Annotated in this window: 16 protein-coding genes and 1 riboswitch; of the genes, 7 read left to right on the top strand and 9 right to left on the bottom strand. The window is 73.5% G+C overall.

The window, feature by feature from the left end; all coding sequences use genetic code 11:
* Positions 1-134 precede the first annotated feature (134 nt).
* Entirely contained in the window at positions 135-1,571 is a 1,437-nt protein-coding gene (locus NBM05_RS12195; protein WP_254167832.1) for an LLM class flavin-dependent oxidoreductase, read from the bottom strand.
* 302 nt (positions 1,572-1,873) lie between these two features.
* A riboswitch (SAM riboswitch) is annotated at positions 1,874-1,984 on the top strand.
* Positions 1,985-1,986: 2 nt separating this feature from the next.
* Here NBM05_RS12195 and NBM05_RS12190 point away from each other — a divergent pair.
* The 4 genes from NBM05_RS12190 (at position 1,987) to NBM05_RS12175 (ending at position 7,129) form a co-directional block, all read left to right on the top strand.
* On the top strand, positions 1,987-2,799 hold the full coding sequence (locus tag NBM05_RS12190; RefSeq protein WP_254167868.1) for an ABC transporter ATP-binding protein: 813 nt from the start codon (positions 1,987-1,989) through the stop codon (positions 2,797-2,799).
* Between the two features lie 59 nt (positions 2,800-2,858).
* Positions 2,859-3,899, top strand: a complete 1,041-nt coding sequence (locus NBM05_RS12185; protein WP_254167830.1) for an aliphatic sulfonate ABC transporter substrate-binding protein — start codon at positions 2,859-2,861, stop codon at positions 3,897-3,899.
* 170 nt (positions 3,900-4,069) lie between these two features.
* A complete protein-coding gene (locus NBM05_RS12180) occupies positions 4,070-4,846 on the top strand; it encodes an ABC transporter permease (RefSeq protein ID WP_254167866.1) in 777 nt (258 codons plus the stop codon).
* Positions 4,847-4,993: 147 nt separating this feature from the next.
* Entirely contained in the window at positions 4,994-7,129 is a 2,136-nt protein-coding gene (locus NBM05_RS12175) for an AMP-binding protein (protein WP_254167820.1), read from the top strand.
* A gap of 101 nt (positions 7,130-7,230) precedes the next feature.
* On the opposite strand, the gene NBM05_RS12170 is transcribed toward NBM05_RS12175, so the two are convergent.
* The 3 genes from NBM05_RS12170 to serS all read right to left on the bottom strand — a co-directional run bounded on the left by NBM05_RS12170 (position 7,231) and on the right by serS (position 10,437).
* The gene (locus NBM05_RS12170; RefSeq protein WP_254167818.1) at positions 7,231-8,031 is read right to left on the bottom strand and encodes a carbon-nitrogen hydrolase family protein; all 801 of its coding nucleotides are present in this window, start codon (positions 8,029-8,031) and stop codon (positions 7,231-7,233) included.
* A gap of 156 nt (positions 8,032-8,187) precedes the next feature.
* Positions 8,188-9,039: an HAD family hydrolase gene (locus NBM05_RS12165; protein ID WP_254167816.1), complete on the bottom strand. Its 852-nt coding sequence runs from the start codon at positions 9,037-9,039 to the stop codon at positions 8,188-8,190.
* A gap of 81 nt (positions 9,040-9,120) precedes the next feature.
* Positions 9,121-10,437, bottom strand: coding sequence for a serine--tRNA ligase (gene serS / locus NBM05_RS12160; RefSeq protein ID WP_254167814.1), 1,317 nt, complete (start codon positions 10,435-10,437; stop codon positions 9,121-9,123).
* A 140-nt stretch (positions 10,438-10,577) separates the two neighbouring features.
* Between serS and NBM05_RS12155 the strand changes: the two genes are divergently transcribed.
* A complete protein-coding gene (locus NBM05_RS12155; RefSeq protein ID WP_254167812.1) occupies positions 10,578-11,681 on the top strand; it encodes a diacylglycerol/lipid kinase family protein in 1,104 nt (367 codons plus the stop codon).
* Positions 11,682-11,698: 17 nt separating this feature from the next.
* On the opposite strand, the gene pheA is transcribed toward NBM05_RS12155, so the two are convergent.
* Both pheA and NBM05_RS12145 read right to left on the bottom strand, forming a co-directional pair.
* On the bottom strand, positions 11,699-12,622 hold the full coding sequence (gene pheA / locus NBM05_RS12150; RefSeq protein ID WP_254167810.1) for a prephenate dehydratase: 924 nt from the start codon (positions 12,620-12,622) through the stop codon (positions 11,699-11,701).
* 5 nt (positions 12,623-12,627) lie between these two features.
* A complete protein-coding gene (locus tag NBM05_RS12145; protein WP_254167808.1) occupies positions 12,628-12,957 on the bottom strand; it encodes a rhodanese-like domain-containing protein in 330 nt (109 codons plus the stop codon).
* A 384-nt stretch (positions 12,958-13,341) separates the two neighbouring features.
* Here NBM05_RS12145 and hutG point away from each other — a divergent pair, with 384 nt between their 5' ends.
* Together hutG and pgm are read left to right on the top strand one after the other, a co-directional pair.
* A complete protein-coding gene (gene hutG, locus NBM05_RS12140; protein WP_254167806.1) occupies positions 13,342-14,376 on the top strand; it encodes a formimidoylglutamase in 1,035 nt (344 codons plus the stop codon).
* A 75-nt stretch (positions 14,377-14,451) separates the two neighbouring features.
* Positions 14,452-16,086: a phosphoglucomutase (alpha-D-glucose-1,6-bisphosphate-dependent) gene (gene pgm, locus NBM05_RS12135; protein WP_254167804.1), complete on the top strand. Its 1,635-nt coding sequence runs from the start codon at positions 14,452-14,454 to the stop codon at positions 16,084-16,086.
* A gap of 49 nt (positions 16,087-16,135) precedes the next feature.
* Here pgm and NBM05_RS12130 read toward each other — a convergent pair whose 3' ends face one another.
* The 3 genes from NBM05_RS12130 to NBM05_RS12120 all read right to left on the bottom strand — a co-directional run bounded on the left by NBM05_RS12130 (position 16,136) and on the right by NBM05_RS12120 (position 17,480).
* Complete coding sequence (locus NBM05_RS12130) at positions 16,136-16,378, bottom strand: DUF4190 domain-containing protein (RefSeq protein WP_254167802.1); 243 nt, start codon at positions 16,376-16,378, stop codon at positions 16,136-16,138.
* A gap of 128 nt (positions 16,379-16,506) precedes the next feature.
* A complete protein-coding gene (locus tag NBM05_RS12125) occupies positions 16,507-17,202 on the bottom strand; it encodes a hypothetical protein (protein ID WP_254167800.1) in 696 nt (231 codons plus the stop codon).
* 32 nt (positions 17,203-17,234) lie between these two features.
* The gene (locus tag NBM05_RS12120; protein ID WP_254167798.1) at positions 17,235-17,480 is read right to left on the bottom strand and encodes a helix-turn-helix domain-containing protein; all 246 of its coding nucleotides are present in this window, start codon (positions 17,478-17,480) and stop codon (positions 17,235-17,237) included.
* Positions 17,481-17,579 lie beyond the last annotated feature (99 nt).

The following is a 17,579-nucleotide window of genomic DNA, read 5'->3' as shown; positions in this document are numbered from 1 at the left end:
CTCGACCTCAGCGTCCCACCGGCGTCAAGACCCGTCAAGGGGGTGCGGGTGGCCTGTGGACGCCCGCCGCGGGCCCGGCCCGGGCGCTCGGCGGACCGAGTGGGCCCCGGACCTGGCCGGGCCAGGCAGCGGCGTCAGGCCACGACGTCGTCCTCCAGCTGCCGGGCCGGGGCGTCGGCGCAGGACGGGCGGCCCGCGAAGGCCCCGCGGTAGCGCGCCGCCGGGTGGGTCTCGGCCACCTGCGTGCGGCCCGCGCCGAAGAGGTTCTCGCGGAAGGTCGAGCCCTCGTACTCCGTGCGGTAGCGCCCGCGCCGCTGCAGCTCGGGCACCACGAGCTCGACGAAGTCCTCGAAGGACCCGGGCGAGACGTGGTAGGCGAGGTTGATCCCGTCCAGGCCGCCCTCGTCGATCCACCGCTCGAGCTGGTCCGCCACGCTCTGCGGGGAGCCGACCACGACGTCGCCCATCCCGCCGACCGCGCAGTGCCGGGCGATCTCGGCCCGCGTCCACTCCTTGTCCCTCGCCTGGAGCGTGAAGGGGGTCAGGAAGGACTGGATCGAGTCGGTCTTGACGTAGTTGAGCACCTCGTCCTCGTCGAAGCGGGAGAGGTCCACGCCCGACCAGCCACCGATGATGGCCTGAGAGGACTCGAGGTCGGCGTAGGAGAGGTAGTCGGCGTACTTGGCCTGCGCCTCCTCCTCGGTCTCGGCCACCACCACCGAGAGCATCGCGAAGATCTTGACGTCCTCTCGGCCGCGCCCCTCGGCCTCGGCGCGGTCGCGGATCGAATCGGTCATGACGCGGGTCAGGTCCGGGCGCAGCGCCCCGATGAACACGGCCTCGGCGTGCTTCCCCGCGAAGGCCTGGCCCCGCGAGGAGGCCCCGGCCTGGAAGATCACCGGCGTGCGCTGCGGCGAGGGCGCGGTCAGCCCCGCCCCGGGCACCGTGAAGTGCCGGCCGCGGTGCTGGATCGGGTGGACCAGCGCGGGGTCCGCGTAGACCCCGGTCTCCCGGTCCTCCCTCACCGCGCCGTCCTCCCACGAGCCCTCCCACAGCTTGTAGGTCACGTCGAGGAACTCCTCGGCGATCTCGTACCGCTCGTCGTGCTCGATCTGCCGCGGCAGCCCCTGGTTCTCGGCCGCCGAGGGCAGATAGGAGGTCACCACGTTGAAGCCCACGCGCCCGCGGGTCAGGTGGTCCAGCGTCGCGTACTTCCGGGCGAGCGTGTACGGCTGCTCGTAGGTCACCGCGCTCGTGATCCCGAAGCCCAGGTGCTCGGTCACCGCCGCCATCGCCGAGATCTGCATGAACGGGTCGTTGACCGGGACCTGCGCGCCGTCCTGCAGGGCGGGGGCCGCGGAGTTGCGGTAGATGTCGTAGATCCCAACGACGTCGGCCAGGAACAGCCCGTCGAAGAGCCCCTTCTCGAGGGTCCTCGCCAGGTCGGTCCAGTACCCGATGGTGTTGTACTCCGTGGCCCGCGAGCGCGGGTGGCGCCACAGGCCGAAGCTCTGGTGGCCCACGCAGGTCATGTCGAAGGCGTTGATCGCGATGCGCTTCTTCTCGGTCATCGAGGGGTCCTTTCGCGGGGACGGTCGCGGGAGGGGCGGGGACGGCGGGCCGCGCCCACGGGCCGGGGGCGAGCGGCGGACCGGCCGCCGGGGGCGGCACCCGGGATCAGCGTAGGGAGCGGAGCCCCCCATCCGCCACGCTTTCCCCGAACTGTGACCGGCATGTCCTCGCGTGACGCCCCGAGGCGCCGAGACGGCCCGCGAGCGCCAGCCGGGCCCTCTGTGACGCGCATGTGACGCCGCCTCCCGACTGTGACGCAACAGTTGTCATACGTGTCGGCGGCCCCCTTTACTGAAGGGGTAAGCCATCCAGAGTGACCGAGAGACCTGGCTCGACGACGTCGCAGCAACCCGCCGCCCGGCGAGGGGACCCTCCCCGCGCGGCACGGTGCTCACGCCAGGATCGATGGAGTTGATGATGCCTGCTGCGCCCGCGGCCACATCGGAAGCCGCCACCGCGGCCGAGGTCGAGTTCCACGAGGTGGGCAAGGCCTTCCCGCCCGCCCGTGGCAGCGGATCGGCCGCCGTGCCGGTCCTGGAGGACGTCACGTTCACCGCCCGCCCGGGCGAGATCGTCGCCGTCGTCGGGCCCTCGGGGTGCGGGAAGTCCACGCTGCTGCGCGCCGCCGCGGGGCTGGGCCGGGCCACCTCGGGGTCGGTCGGGATCGACGGGACGCCGGTGCGCGGCATCGACCCGCGCTGCGCCGTCGCCTTCCAGGAGCCCCGCCTGCTGCCGTGGCGCTCGGTGGCCGCCAATGTGGCCCTGGGGCTGCCCCGCGGCACCCCGCGCGCGGCGGGGCGGAGGCGGGTGGCCGAGCTGCTCGAGCTGGTGGGCCTGTCCGCCCACGCCGGGCACCGGCCCGCCGAGGTCTCCGGCGGCATGGCCCAGCGCGCCTCCCTCGCCCGGGCCCTGGCCCGCAACCCGCGGGTGCTGCTGCTGGACGAGCCCTTCGGCGCGCTCGACGCCCTGACCCGGCTGCGCATGCAGGACCTGCTGCTGGACGTCCACGTCCAGGACCCCACCACCGTGCTGCTGGTGACCCACGACGTCGAGGAGGCCCTGTACCTCTCGGACCGCGTCGTGGTGCTCGGCCGCCGGGAGGAGGGCGGGCCCGCCGGGATCGCGGAGGTGCTCGACGTCGGGCTCCCCCGCCCCCGCTCCCGCGAGGACGCCGAGCTGGCGCGCCTGCGCGGTCACCTGCTGGGGCTGCTCGGCGTCGAACGCTGAGCGGCCGGGCCCCGGCCCGGCGATCCCCGCACCCACCGCACGATCTTCCGAGGAACACCATGCCTTCCATCTCACGCCGCGCCCTGCTGAGCGCGGCCGGCGCCGGCGCCGCGAGCCTGGCCCTGACCGGCTGCATGGCGGGCGAGGGCTCCGGGACCGGCGTCGCCAACAGCGACTCCACCGGCCGGATCCGCCTGGACTACGCCACGTACAACCCGCTGTCCCTGATCATCCGGAAGAGGGGCTGGCTCGAGCGCGCCGCCGAGCCCAAGGAGCAGAGCGTCGAGTGGGTCCGCTCGACCGGCTCCAACACCGCCAACCAGGCGCTGCGGGCCGCCGCGATCGACATCGGCTCGACCGCCGGGTCCGCCGCGCTGCTGGCCCGCGCCAACGGCTCCCCGATCCGCGTCATCGACCTCTGCTCCCAGCCCGAGTGGGCGGCCCTGGTGCGGCGGCCCGACTCGCCCCTACGCGAGGTCGCCGACCTGCGCGGCGCCTCCGTGGCCGTCACCAAGGGCACCGACCCGTACTTCCTGCTGCTCCAGGCGCTCGGGGAGGCCGGGCTCAGCGCCTCGGACGTCACCGTGCAGAACCTCCAGCACGCGGACGGCCGCACCGCGCTGGACACCGGCCAGGTGGACGCGTGGTCGGGCCTGGACCCGATCATGGCCACCGCCGAGGAGGACGGCGACGTGCTGTTCTACCGCAACCTGTCCTTCAACACCTACGGGTTCCTCAACGCCCGCGAGGAGTTCCTGCAGCAGAACGGCGCGGGCGCCCAGCTGGTGGTCGACGTCTACGCCTACGCCCGCCGCTGGGCCCTGGAGAATCCCGAGGAGGCGGTCGGCCTCTTCGCCGAGGAGGCGGGGATCTCCCTGCCCGTGGCCCGCTCGGTGTGGGACCGCACCCACCTGGACATCGACCACGTGCCCGGCGCGGAGCAGGTCGGGGTCCTGGAGGGCGTGGGCCCCATCCTCGTGGACTCGGGCGACGTCCCCTCGCAGGAGGACGTCGACGCCGCGCTGGAGCGCATCGTCGAGAAGAAGTACGCCGAGGCGGCCGATCCCGACGCCGTCGCCGCCGCCATCGAGGGGGACTGACCCATGACGCACCGCACCGACACCGACGCCGCCGACGTCGCCCGCCCCGGCACGCACCGGCGGGAGGCGGGCCGCCCGCCGCGACGGGCTCCCGGGGGACCGCGCCCGGCAGCGCCCTGGAGAACGCCCAGGGGGTCTCCCCCGGCCTCCCGCACCCGGCGCCCCACCGGCTGCTGCGCGGGCGCGGGGCCGCCTCCGCCGGGCTGGGCCTGGTGATCCCCGTGGCCCTGCTGCTGCTGTGGCACGTCCTGTCCACCAACGGCACCTTCACCCCCGCCCAGCTGCCGGAGCCCACCGCCGTCCTCTCGGCCGGCGTCGAGCTGATCCAGCGGGGCGAGCTGTGGATCCACGTGGCCATCTCGACCCAGCGCGTGTTCTGGGGCTTCGTCATCGGCGCCGGGCTGGGCCTGGCGCTGGGCGCCTGGATCGGGCTGTCCCGGTGGGCCGCGCTGCTGGCCGGGCCCACCGTCGGCGCCCTGCGCGCCGTGCCCTCGCTGGCGTGGGTCCCGCTGCTGCTGCTGTGGATCGGCATCGGGGAGGACTCCAAGGTCACGCTCGTGGCCATCGGCGCCTTCTTCCCCGTCTACACCACGGTCTCCGCGGCGCTGCAGCACGTGGACCGGCAGTGGGTCGAGGCCGCCCGGTCCTTCGGCATCACCGGGCTGCGGCTGTTCGCGACCGTGCAGCTGCCGGCCGTGCTGCCCTCGGTCGTCTCGGGCCTGCGGCTGGCGCTCGCCCAGGGCTGGCTGTTCCTCGTCGCCGCCGAGCTGATCGGCGCGTCGATGGGCCTCGGCTTCCTGCTGACCGACTCGCAGGACAACGGCCGCACCGACCGCCTGCTGCTCGCGATCCTCCTGCTCGCGATCCTCGGCAAGCTCACCGACGCGCTGCTCGGCCTCTTCGAGCGCTGGACCCGGCGCCGCTGGGGCGCGATACCCTCGACCTGAGCCCACCCCGCCTCGCCCGGGCCGATCCCGTCCGGACCGGCCGCACCGCCCGGGCGCCCGCACCGTCCCGCCGCCCGCCTGAACCGGCGGCCCGCCCCTCGCGACCGCCCCGCCCGACGCCGTCGGGCGACGACCAGAGCCACGCCCATGACCCTCCCCGCCGACTTCGCCTTCTCCGACCCGGACCGCCCGGTGCCCAACCCCGCCCACGAGTCCGACGCCGCCCGCGTCGCCTTCTGGGAACGCCAGGCCGGCCGCCTCGACTGGGCCGAGCCGTGGCACACCGCCCACCGCTTCGACAAGCCCCGCCGCACCGGGACCGACGCCGACGGCGCCCCCGCCTACACGGTCCCGGAGATCGCCTGGTTCGAGGGCGGGCGGCTCAACGCCGCCTACAACGCCGTGGACCGCCACGTGGAGGCCGGCCGCGGCAGCCACGTCGCCCTGCACTTCGAGGGCGAGCCCGGGGACCGGCTGACCTACACCTACGCCCAGCTCCAGCGCGAGGTCTGCCGGGCCGCCAACGCCCTGCTGAAGCTCGGCGTCGGCCAGGGCGACCGGGTCGTGATCTACCTGCCCGTGATCCCCGAGACCGTCATCATCACGCTCGCCTGCGCCCGGATCGGCGCGGTGCACTCGCTGGTCTTCGGCGGCTTCTCCGCCGAGGCGCTGCGCTTCCGGATCGAGGACACCGGGGCCAAGGTCCTGGTCACCGCGGACGGCCAGAACCGGCGCGGCGCGGTCGTCCCGGTCAAGGCCGACGCCGACCTCGCCTGCTCCGGGGAGAACGAGATCGAGCACGTGATCGTCGTGCGGCGCACCTCGCGGCCGGCCAAGCGCACCCCGCACGGCGTCGGGCTGCGCCCCGGGGACCGCGGGTACCGCTCCAAGGAGGAGGGCTCCGTGCCCTGGACCCGCGGCCGCGACGTGTGGTGGCACGACCTCGTCGAGGAGGCCCCGGACGTCCACGAGCCCGAGGCCTTCGACGCCGAGACCCCGCTGTTCATCATCTACACCTCCGGCACCACCGGCCGCCCCAAGGGCCTGGTCCACACCACCGGTGGCTACCTGACCCAGACGGCCTACACCCACGCCCTGCTGTTCGACCTGCTCCCGGACGCCCCCGACGCCGACGGCGTCCCCCGCCCGGACGAGCTCTCCGCGGTCAACGACCCGGCCAAGGTCGACTCGACGGTCCACTGGTGCACGGCCGACCTCGCGTGGGTTACGGCCCACACCTACGAGATCTACGGCCCGCTGCTCAACGGCGTCACGCAGGTCATCTACGAGGGCACGCCCACGACCCCGCACCCGGCCCGCCACTTCGAGGTCATCGAGCGCTACGGCGTCACCAACTACTACACCGCCCCGACCCTGATCCGCTCGCTCATGGGCGCCTTCCCGCAGGGCGTGCCGGGCAGTTACAACCTCTCCTCGGTGCGGCTGCTGGGCACGGTCGGGGAGTCCATCAACCCGGAGGCGTGGCGGTGGCTGCGGCACAACGTGGGGGGCGACGTCGTGCCCTTCGTGGACACGTGGTGGCAGTCGGAGACCGGCTCGGCCGTGTGCTCGCCGCGGCCGCACGACCCGGGCTTCGCCCCCGACGGCGCCGAGGGCCTCGAGCCCAAGCCGGGCTGCGCGACGCGGCCCGTGCCGGGCCTGTCGGTCCGGGTGGTGGACGAGGCCGGGGAGGAGGTCGCGCCCGGGGAGCAGGGGTTCATCGTGGTGGACGGCACCGGTCCCTCGATGGCGCGCACCGTGTGGGGCGACCCGCAGCGCTACCTCGACTCCTACTGGCGGCACTACGGCGAGCGCGGCTGGTTCCTCGCCGGCGACGGCGCCAAGCGGGACGAGGACGGGGACGTCTACATCCTGGGCCGGATCGACGACGTCATCAACGTCTCGGGGCACCGGCTGTCCACGATCGAGATCGAGTCCTCGCTGGTCACGCACCCGGCCGTCGTCGAGGCCGGGGTGTGCCCCGTGGAAGACCCCCTGACCGGGCACGCCGCGGTCGCGTTCGTGAAGGTCACGCCCGAGGGCGCGGCGCTGAGCGGCGAGGAGCTGGCCGAGCGGCTGCGGGCGCACGTGGCCCGGGACATCGGGCCGATCGCCAAGCCGCGGGACGTCATCGCGGTCGCCGACATCCCCAAGACCCGCTCGGGGAAGATCACCCGGCGCCTGCTCGGGGAGCTGTACCAGGGGCGGCCGCTGGGCGACCGGTCCTCGCTGCAGAACGAGGAGTCGCTGGACGAGATCGCGGAGGTCCTGGCCCGGCGGTGAGCGGCGCCCCGGGCAGGCGTCCTCCCGGCGACGAGCCGGGGCCTCGGCCGGGCGGGACATCCGGGGCCTCGGCTCGGGCCGGCCCCGGCGCCCGCCGCGGCTCAGTAGCCGAGCCGGGCGTTCTCCAGCACGGGGATGGCCCGCTTGGCGCGCTCCACGACGTCGAGGTCCAGGTCCACCACGCGCAGCTCCTCCTCGCCGCCCAGGCGGGCCACGACCTTCCCGAAGGGGTCGGCGACGACGCTGCGGCCCACCCCGGTGGGCGCGTCGGGGGCCACCTCGACGCCGGAGACCTCCGGGTCCGCCTGGTCCACGGCCACCACGTAGCTGTTGCTGTCCAGGGCGCGCGCCCGGGCGAGCGTCTCCCACTGCTCGGCCTTGCCCTCGCCGGCGCCCCAGGAGGCTCCCAGCAGCACGACCTGCGCGCCCCCGCGCGAGAGCTCGGCGAAGAGCTTGGGGAAGCGGATGTCGTAGCAGGTCGCGAGCCCGGCGCCGACGCCGTCGAGGTTCACGACGGCGGGCCGCTCCCCCGGCTCGACCGAGTCCGACTCCTGGTAGCCGAAGGCGTCGTAGAGATGGATCTTGACGTACTCGTGGCGCTCGCCGCGGTCCGTGTAGACGGCCAGCAGGTTCCGCACGCGCCCCTCGGAGCCGAGCCCAAACTCCCCCGCGACCACGGTGATCCCGTGCTCCGAGGCGAGCCACTGCAGCTCGGTGCGCCAGGACTCGGCGTGGCGCTCGACGCCGGCGGCCAGGTCGGAGCCGAAGGCGAGCATCGTCGCCTCGGGGAACACCACGGTCCCGGCCCCGGCCTGCGCGGCCCGCTCGACGTACCCGGCGACCTTGGCCAGGTTCCGCTCGACGTCGGATCCGCTGTTGATCTGCGCGATGGCGACCTTCATCGGGTCTTCCTCCCCTTCGTTGGCTTCTGCACCGAGCATACGGCGCGCGGCGCGGACGGGGCGGTCCGACGCGGGGCGGACCGGCCGGGCGGGCGATCCGACGCGGGGGCGGGGCAGGTCGACGCGGGGCCGGGCGGCGGGGCCCGGGTCCGGCCGCTAGTCCGCCAGGTCCGCCAGGATGCGCACGGCGCCGTCCTCGTACACCGTCCCGGTGACCTCCGAGGCGGCGGCCGCGACGTCGTCGGGCGCCTGCCCCATGGCCACGCCGCGGGCGGCCCACTGCAGCATCTCGACGTCGTTGTTCCCGTCGCCCATGGCCACGGTGTGCTCCGGCTCGACGCCGAGGAGGCGGCGCACCGACTCCAGGGCGGAGGCCTTGGTGACCCCGTTGGCGGAGAGGTCAAGCCACGGCGTCCACCCCACGGAGTAGGTCACGCCGTGCAGCCCGACCTCCTCGACCAGCCGCGAGAAGGAGTCGAGGTCCACCTCGGTGGAGAACACGACGACGCGCACCGCGTCCATCCCGGCGAGCTCCTCGAAGCTCACCTGCTGGGCCTCCATGCCAAAGCTGCGGTCCTGGAACTCCGCGGTGGAGTAGAACGAGCCATCGGCGGCCTCGAGGGCGAACATCGCCCCCGGCAGGCGGTCGCGCAGCGTGGTCAGGGCGGCGTGGGCCCGGAAGGTCACGGCCTCGGAGATCTCGTACCCGCCGGCCAGGGCCGGGTCGAGCCGCAGGGTCACCCCGCCGTTGGAGCTCACGGCCCAGCCGCTCTCCAGCCCCGCGAGCTCCACGATGGGCAGCGTCGCGCCCTTGGAGCGCCCGGTCGCGACGACCACGTGGTGGCCGGCCGCGACGACGCCGTGCAGCGCCTCCTTCACGGCCTCGGTCATGTGGCCGTCGTGGTCCACGAGCGTCCCGTCGACGTCGAGGGCCACCAGGTACTTCACGCCGGGCTCGCGCCGCCAGGCGGGGCGGGCCGGGGTCTGGATCGTCGCTTCGTTGGTCATCGTCACCATGCCTTCCATCTGACACGTCCCGGGCGGACGCGTCCCTCCCTGCCGCCGAACCGGCGGCGAACGGGAGGTGAACTACTTGCTGCGGGGCGCCACGACCGGCAGGACCTCCAGGCCGCCCATGTAGGGGCGGAGGGCCTCCGGGATGCGCACCGAGCCGTCGGGCTGCTGGTGGGTCTCGAGGATCGCCACGAGCCAGCGGGTGGTGCCGAGCGTCCCGTTGAGGGTCGCGACGGCGCGCGTGCCGCCCTTCTTGGCCTTGCCCTGCGCGTCCACCGTGTCCGGGCGGCGCTCGCGGATGTTGAGGCGGCGGGCCTGGTAGGTGGTGCAGTTGGAGGTCGAGGTCAGCTCGCGGTAGGCGTCCTGGGTGGGGACCCACGCCTCGCAGTCGAACTTCCGCGCGGCCGAGGAGCCGAGGTCGCCGGCGGCGGTGTCGATCACCCGGTAGGACAGCTCGCACTTGGCCAGCATCTCCTCCTCCCAGGCGAGCATCCGCTCGTGCATCTCCTCGGCCTGCTCCACGGGGCAGTAGACGAACATCTCGGCCTTGTTGAACTGGTGCACGCGGATGATGCCGCGGGTGTCCTTGCCCGCCGAGCCAGCCTCGCGGCGGTAGCAGGTGGACCAGCCGAGGTACTTCCTCGGCCCGTCGGCGAAGTCGAGGATCTCGTCGGCGTGGTAGCCGGCCAGGGCCACCTCGGAGGTGCCCACGAGGTACAGCTCGTCGCGCTCGAGGCGGTAGATCTCGTCGTCGTGCTTGACATTGAAGCCGGTGCCGGCCATCGTCTCGGGGCGGACGAGGGTGGGAGTGGTCAGCATCGTGAAGCCGTTGGCCGTGGCGTGGTCCAGGGCCATCCAGAGCAGGGCCTGCTCGAGGCGCGCGACGGCGCCCTTGAGGAAGTAGAAGCGGGCCCCGGAGACCTTGGCGCCGCGGGCCATGTCGATGCCGTCCAGCAGCTCGCCGATCTCCAGGTGGTCGCGGGGCTCGAAGCCGTCCGCGGCGAAGTCGCGCGGCTCGCCGACGGTCTTGAGGACCACGTAGTCCTCCTCGCCGCCGGTGGGGACGCCGTCGATCACGAGGTTCTCCAGGGCGGCGAGCAGCTCGTCCTGGGTGGCCTGGGCGGCGTCGGAGGCCTCGGAGGCGGCCTTGACGCGGTTGCTGAGGTCCTTGACCTCGGCCAGCAGGGCCTGCTTCTCCTCGCCCTGGGCCTGGGCGACCCTCTTGCCGAAGGCCTTCTGCTCGGCGCGGAGGGACTCGAAGTCGCTGATCGACTGCCTGCGGGAGGCGTCGGCGTCGAGGATGCGGTCCACCAGCCCCACGTCGGACTGACGGGCTCGCTGGGACGCACGGAAGAGGTCCGGGTTTTCGCGCAAGTGGTTAATGTCGATCACCCGAGCTAATCTACCCCACCGCGCCCGGGCCCCGCGGGGGACCGGCCCGCGGCCGCCGACGCCGTCACGTGACGGGTGTTCGGAGTCACCGCTCGCACCCCCGTGCGGGAGCAGGGCCTGCGGACCGGTAGCCTGGGACCATGAGACTCAGGGGACGCGCCACCGCCACCGCAGCCGCAGCGATCGGCGGTGCGGTCGCCGCGAGCACCGCCGCCGCCTGGAGTCTCCGGCCCAGGATCTTCCCGCAGCCCCTCCCCTGGCGGCCCCGCCTCGAGCCGGGCCCGCCCCGCCGGGTCGGCGTCGTGTTCAACCCCACCAAGGAGGCGGCGCAGGTCGGCTGCTCCACGGTGGCGCGCGAGCTGCAGCGGGTCGGCTGGCCCGAGGCCCGCTACTACGAGACCGCCTCCGACGACCCCGGCACGGGCATGGCCCACAAGGCGCTCGAGGACGGCTGCGAGATCGTGATCGCCGCGGGCGGGGACGGCACCGTGCGCTCGGTCGGAGAGGCCCTCTCCGAGACCGACGCGACGCTGGGCATCCTCCCGCTGGGCACCGGGAACCTCCTGGCGCGGAACCTGGAGATCCCGCTCAACGACCTCGTCGGCTGCGTCGACATCGCCCTCCACGGCGCCGCCCGGCGGATCGACATGGTCGGGCTGCGCGTGAACTTCGAGGGCGGCCGCACCTCCGAGATGAACTACCTGGTCATGGGCGGCGCCGGATTCGACGCGCAGATCATGACCGACGCCAAGGAGGAGCTGAAGTCCCGCTGGGGGTGGATCGCCTACGTCGAGGCGGGGATGCGCAACCTGGTCGCCTCCCGCAGCCCGATCGCCCTGCGGGTCGACGGCGGCAAGCGCATCCGGCGCCGCATCCAGTCGGTGCTGATCGCCAACTGCGGCGAGATCCAGGCCGGGATCCAGCTGGCCGCCAGCTCCCGGGCCGACGACGGCCAGCTCGAGGTCATCCTGCTCACCCCCCGCAACCTGCTCGGCTGGGGTGCGCTCGCGTTCCAGGTCCTGGGCCGGCACCGCCGGGGCACGCCCGTGATCGAGCACCTGCACGGCAGCAGCGTCGAGCTCGACTTCGGCTCTTCGCCGCAGCCGGTGGAGCTCGACGGCGACCTGATCGGCACCGCGCTGAACCTCACCGCCCGCATCCGCCCCGGCGTGCTGAACGTGCACACCTACCCGGAGAGGACGCCCCCGACGCTGCGCACCTGGCTGGGGTTCAACGCGGGCTGAGCCCGGCGCGGGCGGGCTCAGCCCCGGATGCGCCGCACCCAGTCCTCCGCCTCGTTGAACGCCGCGTCGGTGTTCCGGGGGCTGACGAGGGGCGCGACGCCGTCGGCCCGTGGGTAGGAGCCCAGGAACTTGACGCCGGGCGAGACCCGGTGCAGGCCGCGCAGCGCGTCTCCCATGCGGGCGTTGGCGATGTGCCCCTCCGCGTCGACCGAGAAGAAGTAGGACCCTAGCGCCTCGCCCGTGGGGCGCGACTCGATGCGGGAGAGGTTCACGCCGCGCGCGGCGAACTGCTCCAGCAGGGCCATGAGGGCCCCCGCGTGGTCCTCCGGCAGGGGGATCACCACGGTGGTCTTGTCAGCGCCCGTGGGCTCCGGCAGCTCGGCGCTCTCGCCCGCGACGAGGACGAACCGGGTGACGGCGCGCGCGTTGTCCCCGATGTCGGAGGCGAGCACGCTCAGCTCGGGGTGCTGCTCGGCCACGATGGGTGAGCAGACCGCCGCCTCGTAGCCCGGCGACTCCCCGCCCAGCAGGCCCACCGCGGCGGCCGCGGTCGAGGAGCCGGGGATGTAGTCGACGTGGGGCAGCCGGTCCCCCATCCAGCCTCGGACCTGCGCCCATGCGTGCGAGTGCGTCGAGACGGCGCGCACGTCCTCCATGAGCGTGCCCTCGGGCGCGACGAGGATGAACCGGATGGGGATCAGCGCCTCCCGGACGATGCGGAGGTCGCCCTCGGCGGCGATCGCGTCCAGGGTCGCGCTCACTCCGCCCTCGACCGAGTTCTCGATGGGGACCATCGCGGCGTCGACCTCGCCGGAGTGCACCTTGGCCAGGGCGGTTACGACCGACGTGGAGGGGATCCGCTCGGCGTCGTAGGCGCCGGGCACGGAGAGCAGCGCGGCCTCGGAGAACGTGCCCTCCGGGCCCAGGAACGTGTACCTCATGCGCGTCAGCGGACCTGAGGGGTCTGGTCGTTCTCGCTGACCATGGGCTTCTCGGCGTCCTGCCAGGCGCCCATCCCGCCGGCCACGTTGAACGCGTCGAAGCCGTACTGGTTGAGGTATGCCGTCACGCGCATGGAGCGGCCGCCGGAGCGGCAGATCACGTAGACGTCCTCGTCCAGCGGGATCTCGCCGTAGCGGGCCGGGACCTGGTCCATGGGGATGTGCTGGGCGCCCTCGATGTGCCCCTCGGCCCATTCGTAGTCCTCGCGCACGTCGAGGATCTTGGCGTCGGCGGGGATCTCCCCGACGGTGGCGGTGGGAACGGCGGCGTCCATGGTCACTCCTTCTCGCGGGCCGCGGCGTGGGCCGCCGGCCGGTGTCGGCTGTCTGCTCACCAACCTACCGCGCCGGGGGCCCGAGCACGACGCCGTCCACACCCCCGATGCCGCGTGGCGGGCCGGCGCCCGAGGGACGATCCGCCGGCCCCGAGGGGTTATCCACCGATCCCGCCGCGCGCGATGCGCCCGTCCACATTCCGGGAAGGCGGCATGGCGCACATCCGGACGGCATCGCCCCTGGTCATGGCCGGGGCCCTGGGGCCCCGCCCCGTGAGTCGACCTGCCGCGGGCGCCATTTGCCATCCGCCCCGAGGGGGTATTAGCTATCCTCATCACGAATCGGCGTTTTCGCCTCGTCAGGCATCGAAGGAGATGGCGGTCATGGATTTCACCCCCTGGCAGGGACGCGATGAAGGTCCCGGAGCGATCCACACCCGGTGGCACCACATGGTCTACGAAGGGCAGCGGCAGACGGGCCAGGAGGCCCAGAGCATGGCGATCGTCGGGTTCGAGTCCGACGAGGGGACGGTCCGCAACCAGGGACGCCCGGGCGCCGCGGACGGCCCCCACAAGATCCGCCACGCCCTCGCCCAGCTGGCCTTCCACGGCGCCAACGTGGTCCACGACCGCGGCAACGTCCGCGTGGACGGGCACGAGCTCGAGGCCGCCCAGCAGCGCGCGGGGAGGGTGTTCGGCGAGGTCATCAGCGAGCACCGGATCACCTTCGTCCTCGGCGGCGGGCACGAGACCTCCTACGCGACCTACCGCGGCCTGCGCGAGTCCGGCGCGCTCGACGGCGTCGGGACCTGGGGCGTGATCAGCCTCGACACGCACTTCGGGCTGCGCCGCCACCCCGTGCCCACCGCCGTCACGGCGTTCCGGCAGGTGCACCGGGACGAGAGCGAGACGGGACGCGACTTCCGCTACTCCGTGATCGGCGTCAGCGAGCCGGACAACACCCGCGCGCAGTTCGAGAACGCCCACAAGTACGAGACCGCGTACCTCAAGGACACCGACTGCTGCGAGAGCCGCCTGGCCGAGGTCCTGCGGTTCGTCGACGAGCAGCTCGAGCCCCTCGAGCTGGTGCACCTCAGCCTCGACCTCGACGTGCTGCCCGGCTGGGTGGCCCCCGGGGTGAGCGCGCCGGCCACGCTGGGCGTGCCGCCGATCGTCGTGGAGGAGATCTGCAAGCGCATCGCCGCCAGCGGCAAGGTCGCCGTCGTCGACATCGTGGGGATGAACCCCCGCTTCGACACCGACGACCGCACCGCGCGCATCGCCGCCCGGCTGCTCAACTGGATCGCCATCACCAGCTTCGACCGCCCCGCGGCCGATGCCCCCTCCTCCGCCGCCCAGGACAGGCTGCTCTCCGAGCGCGAGCGCTCGCTGGGGGCGACCAGGCTCTCCGCCGTCTGAGCCGCGACGCGTCATCCGGCGGCGGCCTGTGGGTCAGACCACCACGGGCCGCCGTCGGCGCGCTAGATTGATCCCATGGGAAACAGAGCAGGCACCCCGGCCGAATCCAGGGATCTCGTCGACCTCACGGCGCTCCAGGACGCGTACCACGACGTCGAACCGGACCCGAACGACCCCGGCCAGCGCGTGGTCTTCGGCACCTCGGGACACCGCGGCAGCGCCCTGAAGAGCTCGTTCAACGAGGCGCACATCGCCGCGATCACCCAGGCGATCGTGGAGTACCGTGCGGGCCAGGGAATCACCGGCCCGCTGTTCATGGGCCGAGACACCCACGCACTCTCCGGCCCGGCGCAGGAGACGGCCCTAGAGGTGCTGGCCGCCCACGGGGTCCTGGTCATGCTCGACTCCCGGGACGGTTACGTCCCCACCCCGGCGCTCTCCCACGCGATCCTGCGGCACAACGCGAACCCCGACGCCGCGCGGGCCGACGGGATCGTCATCACTCCCAGCCACAACCCACCCGCGGACGGGGGCTTCAAGTACAACCCGCCCCACGGCGGCCCCGCGGACACCGACGCCACCGAGTGGATCGCGGACCGGGCCAACGCCCTGCTGGAGGGCGGGCTCGCCGGCGTCGAGCGCATCCCCTTCGCCCGCGCCCGGGCCGCCGAGACAACGCGCACCTACGACTACCTGGAGCACTACGTCGCCGAGCTGCCCGAGGTCGTGGACCTCGACGCGATCAGGGCGTCCGGGCTGCGGATCGGGGCCGACCCCATGGGCTCGGCCTCGGTGCGATACTGGATCGAGATCGCCGAGCGCTTCGGCCTCGACATGACGGTGGTCAACCCGGACGTGGACCCGCAGTGGGCGTTCATGACGCTGGACTGGGACGAGAAGATCCGCATGGACTGCTCCTCCCCGCACGCGATGGCCTCGCTCATCTCGGCCCGGGACCGGTACGACATCGCGACCGGCAACGACGCCGACACCGACCGCCACGGCATCGTGACCCCCGACGCCGGGCTGATGAACCCCAACCACTACCTCGCGGCCGCCATCGACTACCTGTACCGGCACCGCTCGGGCTGGTCGCCCGAGGCCGGGGTGGGCAAGACGCTGGTCTCCTCCTCGATCATCGACCGGGTCACCGGCGACCTGGGCCGCCGCCTCGTGGAGGTCCCCGTGGGCTTCAAGTGGTTCGTGCCGGGGCTGCTGGACGGCAGCCTCGGCTTCGGCGGCGAGGAGTCGGCCGGCGCGTCCTTCCTGCGCCGCGACGGCGGGGTCTGGAGCACCGACAAGGACGGCATCATCATGGCCCTGCTGGCCTCGGAGATCACCGCCGTCACAGGCAAGACGCCGTCGCAGCGGTACGCCGAGCTGACGGAGCGGTTCGGCGCCCCCAGCTACGCCCGCATCGACGCGCCCGCCGACCGCGCGCAGAAGGCGAAGCTCAAGCGGCTCTCCCCGGCCGACGTCGCGGCCTCCGAGCTGGCCGGCGAGGCCATCACCGCCAAGCTGACCGAGGCCCCCGGCAACGGCGCGGCGATCGGCGGCCTGAAGGTCGAGACCGAGAACGCGTGGTTCGCCGCGCGGCCCTCCGGAACTGAGGACGTCTACAAGATCTACGCCGAGTCCTTCCACGGCGAGGACCACCTGCGGAGGGTCCAGGAGAAGGCCAAGGGGATTGTCGACGCCGTCATCGCCTAGCGGGCGGGAGCCTCCCGCCCCGCTCGCCCGGCCGGTTCCAGGCACCGAGTCAGCTCCAGGCGCCGAGGAAGCGCGGGAGCACCACGATGAGGAAGACGATGTTGAGGCCGACGCTCAGAGCCGTCAGGCCCCCGAAGGCGGTCGCGAGCCAGCCCAGGACCCGGCCGGCGGTCGCGTCCGCCCCGGCGTCCTCGGCCCGTTCGGCCTGCGACAGCGCGATCGGGCCCAGGACGAGGCCGGAGATCGAGACCACGATGCCGAGCACGCCGAGGACGAGCGCCGTCTGCGCCATGCTCCGGGCCTCGGACGGCGCGGGGCGGGTCCAGGCCTCGGGCGGCACGGGGCGAGTCCGGGCCGCGGGCGGCACGGGGCGGGGGTCCCCTCGGACCCCCGCCCCGTCGTCCGCCCTCATGCCGGGCCTCAGTATCCGGAGTTGATCGCCGCGCCGATCACGACGATGAAGAACACGATGTAGAGGATGATGAACAGGGCGGCCAGACCGCCGAGGATGGTGGCGATCCACCCCAGGACGCGGCCGGCCGTGGCGTCGGCCCCGCCGCGCTCGGCCTTGCCGGCCTGCGAGAGGGCGATCGGCCCCAGGATGACGCCGATGAAGAACACCACGACCCCCACGATGCCGAGGATCATGGCCGTCTGCGCCTGGCTCTGCGCCTGCGCGCTGCCCGGCTGGCGGTAGACCGGCGCCTGCTGCGCCCCGTAGGAGGCCCCCGAGCCGCTCTGGGAGTAGTAGTCGACGTCGGACGACGGGGAGTAGCCGCCCCGGCCGTCCGAGCCGTACCCGCCGGCCCCGTACCCGCCGGTCCCGTATCCGCCTGCCCCGTAGCTCGACGACGCGCCCCGGTCGCCGGACCCATAGCCGGTATCCGCGCCCTGGTAACCAGACCCGTCACCGGAGTCCGCGCCCTGATAGCCGGACCCGTAGCCGGGGGCCGGGTCGCCGGAGCCCCTCGAGGACTCCGGGGATGCGTGCCCCGCGGCGTCGTCCCCGACGGTCTCATAGTGGCCGTGGGTTCCGGCCGCGGCCTGCTCCGGGTCGGTGCCTCCGGGGCCGTTGCTCTCGGGGCCGGGGTTCTCAGGGGTGGGGCGCTCGCTCATGGTCCCAGCGTACTCACTTCCGACCGCGCGGGTCAGCTCCCACGGCGTCGATCTTCGGCTGTGACGAGCCGATACGCCCTTCGGTGACTGCGCGGCGGGGCCGTGGCGACGACCCGCCCGGAGTCAATTACCCGCCGCAGGAGCCGATTGGCCGCTGACTGGGACAGCCCCAGCCGCTCCTGCACGCGCTGGCTCGTCACGGGCGTCCTGCTCTCCAGCAGCAGCCGCAGCAGGTCCTCCTCGTGCGGGTAGCCCGGATCGTATGCCGCCTGCGGCATGGTTCGGGGGCCCGACGCCGCACCGCCGGCCGCCGCGCCGGCCCTCGTCGCCGCGCCGCCACCCGACGTCGCGCCGACCCCTGCAGCGCCTCCCGGCCC

Origin of the sequence: Rothia santali, from assembly GCF_024199905.1 — a bacterium.
Lineage (GTDB): Bacteria > Actinomycetota > Actinomycetes > Actinomycetales > Micrococcaceae > Rothia > Rothia santali.
This window is presented reverse-complemented; position numbering and strand designations above follow the sequence as displayed.

Coding starts and splice junctions, on each gene's coding strand:
- NBM05_RS12195 (WP_254167832.1), bottom strand. CDS start 1,571: ATGACCGAGAAGAAGCGCATCGCGATCAACGCCTTCGACATGACCTGC.
- NBM05_RS12190 (WP_254167868.1), top strand. CDS start 1,987: ATGATGCCTGCTGCGCCCGCGGCCACATCGGAAGCCGCCACCGCGGCC.
- NBM05_RS12185 (WP_254167830.1), top strand. CDS start 2,859: ATGCCTTCCATCTCACGCCGCGCCCTGCTGAGCGCGGCCGGCGCCGGC.
- NBM05_RS12175 (WP_254167820.1), top strand. CDS start 4,994: ATGACCCTCCCCGCCGACTTCGCCTTCTCCGACCCGGACCGCCCGGTG.
- NBM05_RS12170 (WP_254167818.1), bottom strand. CDS start 8,031: ATGAAGGTCGCCATCGCGCAGATCAACAGCGGATCCGACGTCGAGCGG.
- NBM05_RS12165 (WP_254167816.1), bottom strand. CDS start 9,039: ATGACCAACGAAGCGACGATCCAGACCCCGGCCCGCCCCGCCTGGCGG.
- NBM05_RS12155 (WP_254167812.1), top strand. CDS start 10,578: ATGAGACTCAGGGGACGCGCCACCGCCACCGCAGCCGCAGCGATCGGC.
- pheA (WP_254167810.1), bottom strand. CDS start 12,622: ATGAGGTACACGTTCCTGGGCCCGGAGGGCACGTTCTCCGAGGCCGCG.
- NBM05_RS12145 (WP_254167808.1), bottom strand. CDS start 12,957: ATGGACGCCGCCGTTCCCACCGCCACCGTCGGGGAGATCCCCGCCGAC.
- hutG (WP_254167806.1), top strand. CDS start 13,342: ATGGATTTCACCCCCTGGCAGGGACGCGATGAAGGTCCCGGAGCGATC.
- pgm (WP_254167804.1), top strand. CDS start 14,452: ATGGGAAACAGAGCAGGCACCCCGGCCGAATCCAGGGATCTCGTCGAC.
- NBM05_RS12130 (WP_254167802.1), bottom strand. CDS start 16,378: ATGGCGCAGACGGCGCTCGTCCTCGGCGTGCTCGGCATCGTGGTCTCG.
- NBM05_RS12125 (WP_254167800.1), bottom strand. CDS start 17,202: ATGAGCGAGCGCCCCACCCCTGAGAACCCCGGCCCCGAGAGCAACGGC.
- NBM05_RS12120 (WP_254167798.1), bottom strand. CDS start 17,480: ATGCCGCAGGCGGCATACGATCCGGGCTACCCGCACGAGGAGGACCTG.